General features: G+C 65.1%; 5 protein-coding genes. All 5 read right to left on the bottom strand.

Annotated elements, in window-relative coordinates; all coding sequences use genetic code 11:
* Positions 1-32: 32 nt before the first annotated feature.
* Positions 33-425: a hypothetical protein gene (locus tag JHY01_RS26120; protein WP_205328665.1), complete on the bottom strand. Its 393-nt coding sequence runs from the start codon at positions 423-425 to the stop codon at positions 33-35.
* An 84-nt stretch (positions 426-509) separates the two neighbouring features.
* Positions 510-935, bottom strand: a complete 426-nt coding sequence (locus tag JHY01_RS26115; RefSeq protein ID WP_205328664.1) for a hypothetical protein — start codon at positions 933-935, stop codon at positions 510-512.
* Positions 925-3,042, bottom strand: a complete 2,118-nt coding sequence (locus tag JHY01_RS26110; RefSeq protein WP_205328663.1) for a hypothetical protein — start codon at positions 3,040-3,042, stop codon at positions 925-927. The genes JHY01_RS26115 and JHY01_RS26110 overlap by 11 nt, the downstream gene beginning before the upstream one ends.
* A 53-nt stretch (positions 3,043-3,095) precedes the next feature.
* Positions 3,096-4,805, bottom strand: coding sequence for a hypothetical protein (locus JHY01_RS26105; RefSeq protein WP_205328662.1), 1,710 nt, complete (start codon positions 4,803-4,805; stop codon positions 3,096-3,098).
* Complete coding sequence (locus JHY01_RS26100) at positions 4,805-6,232, bottom strand: site-specific integrase (protein WP_205328661.1); 1,428 nt, start codon at positions 6,230-6,232, stop codon at positions 4,805-4,807. Before JHY01_RS26100 ends, JHY01_RS26105 begins: the two co-directional genes overlap by 1 nt.
* Positions 6,233-6,279 lie beyond the last annotated feature (47 nt).

The raw sequence follows: 6,279 nt of genomic DNA, 5'->3' as shown, positions 1-6,279 counted from the left end.
CGTTATCCCGGCATTAGACGTGTCTCGGTGAGCTAGGGAGTCGGATCTTCATCCTCTGGGCTATCGTCGCCTTCGATTTGGCGCTGTGGGAGGCTTCCGCCGGGTTGAGCTTGTCGGATCGTTTTCTCCCGCATGGAAGTCCGGATCGTCATGCCGATCTGTTTGACGGCTTCCTTGAGGACTACCGCCCCTGCTGCGGCAAGGGAAGCGATCGCGGCGAGGATTTCAGGATCTGCTCCAGCGCTAAGGGCGTAATCCTTGTCCTCGTCCCTGCGTCGGGGTATGAGCGGCAAGATGATCATGGCCGCGAAGATCAGCGAGATGAGGATCGCGAGCAACCACAACCACCAAGCTGGGTCATCGAGCTGGAAGATCAAGACCCAAGAGATGATCGTCAGAGCCAGCGTCAGTGGGAGTGCGCGCATCCTCTGAGGATATCGGTCAGATGCTCAAATGTATTTCCCTTGCGCTGCAATGAATCCCGATAAGATCCCTATCGTCGGGTCATCTCAAGAGTGGATCGCCCGAAGACGCGGCAGGGCAACGTCAGTCGGCGGTCGGCGGAGAGCCAGGATCTCCTCGTGTTGAGCGGCGATCTGGGAGAGAGCATTCGCTCGGAATGCTTGCAGCTCAATGACTTCGCTCTTCTTCTGACTGAGGCGTCTGCGAAGCCCGACGACTTCCTGCTTGAGTCGTTCGACCTGCGCAACGCGTGGATCGGGTTGGCTGCCCGAGGCGTGATGCCGCTCCAACTGCTCCTCAAAGTCGGCTCTGACGTGCGGAAAGGTGCGGTAGAAGGTCGATCGGGGGACCCCGGAGAGCGTGCAGAGGCTCGTGACGTCGCATTTCATGCCCTCGGGGACGTCCCCGCCGAGGAGCTGTGCCATGGCCTCGCGGAGTCGCCGCTCGGCTTGGGCTTGCCGGTCACTGCTCATCGCTTTCCTCCTGTTCGCTTGCGGCCGTGTCGATTTCGTTGACGATCCGCATGGAGCGGTCGTAGGTCTCCTGGGCTCGGGCGCGTTCGAGTTTCGACAGTCGCGGGTTGCCGAGGAACACGACTCTGGTCTGCTCCGCGTGGTCGGCCCAGACTTCGCGGTGGCGCGGATGGTGGGTCGCTTGCGAGCAACGCGCCGAATCGCAAAGGCCCAGAAGGGGTTCAGTCGCTTCGGTGTTGCCGGCGAGGGTGAGGCAGAGGGCTTTGCGCGGGTCGGTGAACCAGCAGTAGTTGCCGACGCCGACGTGGAGGTTCTTAGCTTTGGCCTTGAGCAGCCGTTCAACGCGGCGGTCGTCGATGACTGTCACCGGTCCCGGTTCGTGCCGGTCGAGTGCCTGGTCGACGGTCTGGAACGTTGCGATGAGGTCGCGGGCTCCTTGCCCGGTGGGCATGACGCCCTGCCGGTATTGGTCGTAGGCCTCGACGGTGAGACGGGTGTGCTCGGCTTCCTCCGCGGCTGAGACCTCGGCGAGAAACGCTGCCTGGTGGCCGCCCGGTCGGGCCGCGTAGCCCTCGGTAGTGGCGGTGCTGATGTGTTTGAGCTGGATCTTCGCGGCCATGAGCCCGTGCGGGCGTTGGGCGATCATCAGGGCGAGAGTGCGGCGCAGCGCTCGGGGATGGACTGGACCTTCAGGCAGTGGTTCGAGCCCAAGACGGCGACCCGATGGGCCGTTGATCCATTCCCTCATGCGGACGTAGCGCGAGTGAGCAGGGTTGGGATTGTTGGCGAACAGCAGCTGTCCAGGTGGCGTCCCTGTAACGTCCTGGGCCCTCTCCAAGGCCCGGTAGACGGCTTCGATGACGACCCAGGAGTCTTCAACGCCGCCGAACGGTTCTCCTTTGATGCGTCGAGAAATGACGCGGTAGCGGGTGCCGTTCGGGCGTTCCTCGAGCCGGTGCGCGCCTGCCTCGATCTCGAGAAGTTCCGAGGACCGCATTCCCGACAGTGTGGCAGTGACCAGGAATGCCGCCGTCGTGATCGTCGAGGTCATCTTCCTCAGGTGTGAGCGGTGGGTCGGAAGCGTCCAGGGGACCATCTCGTTGTTGTCGAGCCGTGGGACCAGGGTCGCGTTCCGGCCCCAGGGAAGCTCGAATCCGCATTCGCCGATCCAACGCTCGAGCTCGGGTCGGAACCTCTCGAGGTCGATCCGACGGCCTTGTTTGCCGGCGGCGGCGAGGACGATGGGATGCCAGGCCAGACGGGTCAGCGGGTCGTTCGTATCCCATCCGCTGCGGACTCGGGTGGTGAACCCGGTCGGGCTGATCTGTGGAGCGGGGACGCCGTGGACGCGCCTGCGTTCGATGGCGTCGCGGATCGCCGGCCGTTTCGAAGCCGGAAGGGGACCGCCCTGGGCTGTTGCCTGGCGGTGATCGGCCTCGCGAAGGTGTTGGGCTTCTATCGCCAGGTGAGGGCCGATGACATCGATCAAGTAGCGGGTGTTGGCCAGTAGTGGGCCCAGCAGCGTGTCGGGAACCGGGAGGGTCCTGTTCATCGTCGACCGCTGGTATCCGGCAATCTCGTCGGCGCTGCGGTTGGCCCAAGGGCGAAATTCCGGCTGGTAAGCGTCGCTGAGGATTTCGGAGTAGAGCTCCAAGTATTTGACGGCTCTGATGAACACGGTCAACGCTCCCGGCGTCAGCATCTGGCCCGGGGTGTTCCTCGACATCGAAACCGACTCCAAGAACGTGTCGCAATGTTCCTGAGCGACCTGGCCGAGACGGGTGAGGCCGCTGTCGGTGAGGTGGTTGAACCAGTCTCGGAGGTGTTTCAGCTCCGATGACCAGCTCATCGGGCTGAGCGGGGTCCGGAACGCCCGCGGCAGGACGGCGACGGCCGGGTGCAAGGGCGCAATCCGGGCCATCAAGTACTCGCGAGCGACCGACTGCCAATGCGGGTTCGTGATGATCGAGAAGTCCAGGACCTTGTGATGGGTTCCCATGATCGCTGGAGCGTGAGCGAGGCCGGTGAAGTCCCAGACGGTCTGGTCGAACCGGGGCCTGGGGCTGCCGGGCTCGACGGCCAAGCCGGCCGCGGCAAGGACGTCCATTGAGCGGAACGGGTGTCGATCGCCTCTGGCATGTGAGGAAGCAGCAACGTCGATCACAGCGGTGTCTCCTCCAGATGCAACGGCAATGCGGCGGCGGTGTCCGCAGCAGTGATCGCGGCAGTGCCGAACCGAGGCAACACGTCCTCGTTCAATCGCGCGGCATAAGGACCGAAAACGGCCATGAACTGCGGTGTGGTCATCTGGGTGGCCTGGCGGGCAAAGAAGTCCTTGAGCCGCAACAGGTTCGGCAGATGCCGCGGCGCGAACGCCGCGAGCGGGCAGAGCAGACAGACCCAGGGCCGCGCCGGGCAGGGCGTCCCGGCCGGGGCGTGGGGGCTCTTCAGCGGCGAGGCGCAGGCGGCAACGAACACGTCCTGCTCGCCAGCCAGCAGCGCGTTGACGGCGCCGAGGTCGAGTCCGGCCGCCTTGACCAGGCCGGGAAACTCCTCAGCGAAGCGGGCGGCATCCTCACTGGCCATGACGACTGGGGGTTCGGCCTTGCGCAGCAGGTCAGCCTGGGCTTGCTCGATGACGCCTTCGATGGCGTCCATCTGGGCGGGCGTGTGGTGGCTCAGGTAGTGGTCGCCTTCGACCTGGGGCGTGTGGTTGGGGTCGATGGTGGTGCGTCCGGTCCAGGTCGACCGGTCGCGGCGGTGCTGGTAGGTCGCCCGGATGCGACCGCCGTGAAGCTGGAACCGTTCACCTTGATCGTCGAGCAAGCCCGCCTTGAGCGGCCATTCGTGACGCAGGTGTTGGGCGCGTGGGATCGAAGCGACGCGGGAGCGGATGATGCCGGGCTGGAGATAGACCCAGAGTTGGTCGGCGAACGCTGTGGCTCGGTCGCGCAGCATCGTGGAGCGCTGCAACCAGTCATCAAGGAGTCGGATCGCGTCGCGCGGCAGGTTCAGTGACTCGGTCCCATTGCGTCCCTTGACATATGAGAGCAGCGCAGTGTGCTCGCCGGTCCGGTGCAGGTCGCCCAGTGTGAGCTTGTCGATGCCGTCGGGAACAATGCCGGATTTCATGGCGAACAGAATGTTGTAGGTGAACGCCGTCACCCGGTCCGGGAACAGCGCCCGGTGCAGGTCGCGAAACTGTCCCTGAAGCGCTTCGCGGTGACGAGACGGACAGCTCGGAAGCTGCAACGCGGCGATCAGCTGTTTACTGGGCGCCGGGCCTGCGCGGGCGACCAGCCATGCGAGATTGTCCGCGCTCGGGCCGTGCAGGACGGGGTCCTTGCCGCGTTCGACTGCCTCAAGGACTTGCGCTTGGGCCCGCCGGTCGGCTCTGACGATCGCATCGCATGCGGCCTTGAGCCGCTGCCACTCGGCATCGCTGTAAGGCTGGTTCGGCTGGCTGGGGGTTCGCAGGTTGATGCGGCGCCCGTCAAGGTGCGCGCGTATCCCTTGGTGCAGTTCGCCTCCGCTCGCCGCGAAAGCGCGGAGGTTGACGCGGATGATTCGCTCCGCGTAGTAATGGCATCCGAGCCAGTGCTCGACGACCCTTGCCGGAGTCAAGTCGGCGAAACCGCCCCGAAAGCCGCTCTCGTGCAGCTCGCGAGCCATGCGCCGCATCGTTGAAAGATGTTGGCGCGCAACACTAATCGTTCGGATCGGCCCATGAGGCTGCGTCGCTCCAGCCAGTCCGGTCGCGATGTCCGCGGCGAGAACTTGGTCAGGGAGGTCGTGCAGTTTCCGCTCGTAAATCACCCCGCCTTGCAGTGTGAACACGACGGTCAGCGGTTCGCGGATCTCGGCGGGCATCAGTGCTCTCCTTCGAATTCGGCATTCGCGGCCGCGGTCGCTGCCGTGTCAGCCGCTGCCTCTGCAGCGGCTTCCTGGTAGATCCGTTGCGTATCAAGCAGATGGAGATAGACCTGGGTCGTGACGACACTGCTGTGCCCGAGCAGGTCGCGCAGCACTAGCAGCGGATCGGCCTTGGTCAGGTAAAGCGCTAGAGCAGCGTCGCCGCCAGTGTCGTGCTCGAGCTGCGCCGCCTGCCGGTAGTAGCCCTTGACCAGCCGCTCCAGGGTTCTCATCGCGAACGTGTGCCGTGTGAGGTGCGGGAAAATATGCGGGAACGCGGCGTCGAATCGGTTCCTGATCCGGGCAGCAGTCCGCCCCAGGACGCTCGCCCAGTCCTTGAACGGCTGCCCGCCGGTTTGGACGGCCAACAGTGCGCTGCCGCCGCCGGGCTGGACGAGACGGAGCCGTTCGTCGACGTTCAGCGACCGCCAACGGCGCCGGACACCGTTGATTCGGGCGCCTTCGTAATCGGGCTCCTCAATCTGCAGGGCATCCTCAGGACGCCAACGGGACTGCTCAACCGACAGGGACCGCTCCATGTCGATGTAGTCCCAGACCCGCGCCAAGTCGTCGTACTCGATCCAGGACGCTCTTCCCTTGCCGCCCTTCGCTGTAGCCGGCGCCAGGATGAGCGGCAGCGGGACCTCAGTGCGGCGCGGAGGCATCCTCGGGACCTCATAGACGGTGAGGAACGTGAACTCCTGGCTGCGCAGGCCGCTGGACAGCGCCAGGCCGACCACGGCAGCGTTGCGGCCGGTTTCGCGGCCGCGGAAGGACCGGTCGCGGTCGCCGCTCGGGGTGTTGCCGGCGAGGGCGTGCATGAGCAGGGCCTCGTAGTCCCGCTCCAGATATCGCCGGGTGGCGTGCGCGTTGCTGCCGCGGACCGTGGCCTGGTTGCGGACCATATCGACCCGGGTGCCATCGGGAAGCAACACCGTCTGCTGGGCGTAGCTGAAGGGGACCGCCTGGGCATGACCCTCCTCGACCGCCCACCGGTAGAACGACGCCAGGACCGTGACGGCCTGGTTCCAACTGGAACTACCCCATCGCGCGTCCGCAGGTCCGGACAGTCGGTGCTCGGCGTAGCAGGACAACGCGTCGCGAAGCTCTTGGCGGGCAGCGAACAGGTGGATACCAAGCGAGTCAAGGAACTCGGACCAGGATTTGAGGACTCGGGCGTAGGCCCGCCACGTCTTCGGTGAGGGGGCGCCACTGATCGGCAGCTCGCGCAGCCACCGGTTCATGGCCACGGTCGCGCGTGGCACGCCATCGTCCTCGAACCGGAGGTCGTCATCAACCAGCACCGGCATCTTCTCGCGGATCAGCGGCTGCCGGCTTACCTCCCAGTCCTCCCAGCCCGAACGGGAGAAAAAGTGCAAGATCATCACTTGACGGTAAGGCGAGAAATGGTCTTATCCGACCATCAACACCC

The organism is Glycomyces sp. YM15 (assembly GCF_016918015.1).
GTDB lineage: Bacteria > Actinomycetota > Actinomycetes > Mycobacteriales > Micromonosporaceae > Glycomyces.
This window is presented reverse-complemented; position numbering and strand designations above follow the sequence as displayed.